The 2,741-nt window shown below is 33.8% G+C and carries 6 protein-coding genes and 1 pseudogene; all 7 read left to right on the forward strand.

All coding sequences use genetic code 11. The annotated features are described in order from the left end of the window. On the forward strand, positions 1-446 hold a 446-nt coding region (locus tag AABS66_RS21575; protein ID WP_430225484.1), incomplete at its 5' end, for a hypothetical protein. 1 nt (position 447) lies between these two features. Next, positions 448-702: a hypothetical protein gene (locus AABS66_RS21580; RefSeq protein WP_272539992.1), complete on the forward strand. Its 255-nt coding sequence runs from the start codon at positions 448-450 to the stop codon at positions 700-702. A gap of 194 nt (positions 703-896) precedes the next feature. Then, positions 897-1,271 (forward strand): hypothetical protein, encoded by a 375-nt coding sequence (locus AABS66_RS21585; protein ID WP_430225485.1) that lies wholly within the window; start codon positions 897-899, stop codon positions 1,269-1,271. Positions 1,272-1,275: 4 nt separating this feature from the next. Beyond that, entirely contained in the window at positions 1,276-1,524 is a 249-nt protein-coding gene (locus AABS66_RS21590; protein WP_272681152.1) for a hypothetical protein, read from the forward strand. Between the two features lie 155 nt (positions 1,525-1,679). After that, entirely contained in the window at positions 1,680-1,916 is a 237-nt protein-coding gene (locus tag AABS66_RS21595; RefSeq protein WP_206082674.1) for a hypothetical protein, read from the forward strand. A 97-nt stretch (positions 1,917-2,013) separates the two neighbouring features. Next, positions 2,014-2,088, forward strand: a pseudogene (locus AABS66_RS21600) (dihydrolipoamide dehydrogenase); the annotation flags it as partial. 288 nt (positions 2,089-2,376) lie between these two features. Continuing rightward, positions 2,377-2,741 (forward strand): hypothetical protein (locus AABS66_RS21605; protein WP_430225486.1); only part of this gene is annotated, 365 nt, incomplete at its 3' end.

The following is a 2,741-nucleotide window of genomic DNA, read 5'->3' on the forward strand; positions in this document are numbered from 1 at the left end:
GGAAACCTCATACTGGTGGCGACCAAATACCCGAACAAGGAAAAATTGATACGGGTGGAAACCAGCCCCCAGAACCGATCGAAAAACTGCCTGGAACATCTATTCTTGATACTCTATCTATAGATAACCTCGCCTATTTAGACAAGATTACACAAGGTGAACATGCGGGAATCAGAAATAAAGAGGGGCGTCCAGTCAGTTCAGTCATTAATGATGTTCAAAAATCGCGGCCTTCAGATATCTTAATACAAGATGATGGTCGTTGGGTTGTAAAAGGTAATGGCGGAAGAATACATCTAATTGAGCCTGATGGAGAAGTGGTCTCATCATTTAAAAATAGTGATAAAAATACGGCTCAACGTACTAGAGATGGGCGATGGAATAGACCTAGCAATGAAAAACTAGATGAATTTAAAGAAAAATTTTCTGATTATGTGAGGTGGTAGGATGGATACACTAAAAATTAATTACATACCAGAAGCAGATGTAACTTTATTTGATATTCGTTTATCTGAATCGGAAGTTGTAATTTATACAGATTGCTTAAATTACGTTTTAACTCATTTATCTGATGAGCAAATATATGAAAAAACGGAATGTTCAAATAAACAAGAGTTATCACATTACTTGACAGATCTAAAAAATTTAATGAAATCAATGGAACATAGAAGATACCTTCCTGATAGGTACAAAGATCTATAAAAAATAATGGGATAGTGGCTCTTTAAAGAGCCACTATGCCAACAAATTTTAGTCTCTTACCTCAATCATTTTACTCGCTCTCAGCCAACTGGATGATCAACTGTCCGGCTTGGCGAGTGAGGGTATGTGGTTACTCACCTTAAACCCAAACTCACTCAATCACTTGCCGCTTAACGTGAGTTGTGGGCTGGGGTTTGGTTTACCTCGGTTGGGGGGAACCCATTGTATACTTTCTGGTTTTGACCACTGCTTCTTTAGCCGTCAGTGTTTTTACACTACAATCGTGCTTATTCTCAGCTGTGAGAGCATGGCGTCCAGTCGGTTCAGTCATTAATGATGTTCAAAAATCTAGACCTTCAGATATTTTAGTTCAAGAAGATGGTCGTTGGATTGTTAAAGGTTCTGGTAGAAAAGTTCATATAATTGAGTCTGATGGAGAGGTTGTCACTTCTTTTTATAATCCGAAAGCGAATACAGACAACAGAATCAAAAAAGGTGAATGGCAGCGACCTTCTAATGAGCAATTAGATGACTTTAAAGAAAAATTCTCTGATTATATTAAATGGTGATGGTATGGACTTATTACAAAAAAAATGTATTGCAAGTGTAACTCTATATGATGTGAGAGCTTCAGAGGGGGAGTTAATGGTTTACGAAGGGTGTATTGATTATGTATTAGCTAATTGCTCTGATGCAGAAATACTCAAAATCACGGGTTGTGAAAATGGGGAAGAATTATCATTTTACCGAGAAGAACTTATTAGATTAATCAAAATGGTTGGAAATCCAGAATATCTTCCTGATAGATATAAAGATCTATAAAGCTTTAATAGTGTATCAGTATTGAATAACAAAGGAACTGTTAGAACTGATCTCTCACGTGGTGGCGTCGAATACCGTTTACCTAATCGTAAAGGCATTAGATATAATACGGATGACTCATTTAATACTGTGTTAGATCCAAAGAAGACAATAAAATGAAAGATAATAAATTAGAACTATTTTTTTCAAGTCCAATGGAATATGAGAATCTAACGTTAGAAGTTCAATTAAATTGGGGGCGGGTTGCAGAAATTAATCAAGATAAAGGTGTAGACAATTTAGAAGTTGAACTATTTGGTTCAGATCTATCCCGCGGTTTTACAGCGAAAATGCCTTTAGATGATCTAATTTCAATATTAATTGAAGCCAGAGATACATTAAAGAAACAATAAACTTTTATTGAATTAATGGTCTTACTCGCTGTTGGCTAATTGGATGATTAACTGTCCAGTTTGGTGCGTGAGTGTGTAATTGCTACCTTAGGCAATACTCAGTATGGCTACTGAGATTTACGAAGGTAGCATTACTGATTTACCAAACGCAAAAGCGAAAAAGAAAAAATAATTTTCTTTAATCGCATAGATAAACAGTATCTCTAGTATGCTGTTTATCACCAAAGCAAATTGAAGCCAATGTGGAAACACGTTGGCTTTTTTTATTTTTGTGAATATAAACAATTAGTCGCATGTGCCTGTCAATTATTTATTAAAAACGATATTAATCATTTTATAAATAATATGTTTTTAATTTTAACTAACGAATGTTTATTAATAATAACGGTTAGTTGACTATAAAAATATTAAATTCTAATTTCTTTGTTCTGTTTTTTATAACTAATAAGGAAGTTAGTTTATGGATGATGTGACACACCTAGGTACAATAACTGTAAGGGGAAACAATCCAAGAGAACATTTCAATGATTATTTTAATAATTATGATAATGCTCATGAAGATATTGATTTAACAGGGAGGTATGAAGGATTAAAAAATATTTTACATGAAAATCTATATGATAATAAAAATATAGCTCATATCCATGATGATGTTGATAATCACAAAGTCGATACTTTTCAAGATTCTTCTACTACAATTAAGGATGATTTAAAATCTAAACAAACATTAATTGAAAATGATTTAATTACATTGAGAAAGGATATTGCGGAGATTGAGAAATCGCCTGGCTGGAAATTTATCATTGATCCGCAAAAGTACCCTTG

Origin of the sequence: Providencia sp. SP181 (assembly GCF_050446505.1) — a bacterium.
In the GTDB taxonomy this organism is placed as follows: domain Bacteria; phylum Pseudomonadota; class Gammaproteobacteria; order Enterobacterales; family Enterobacteriaceae; genus Providencia; species Providencia vermicola.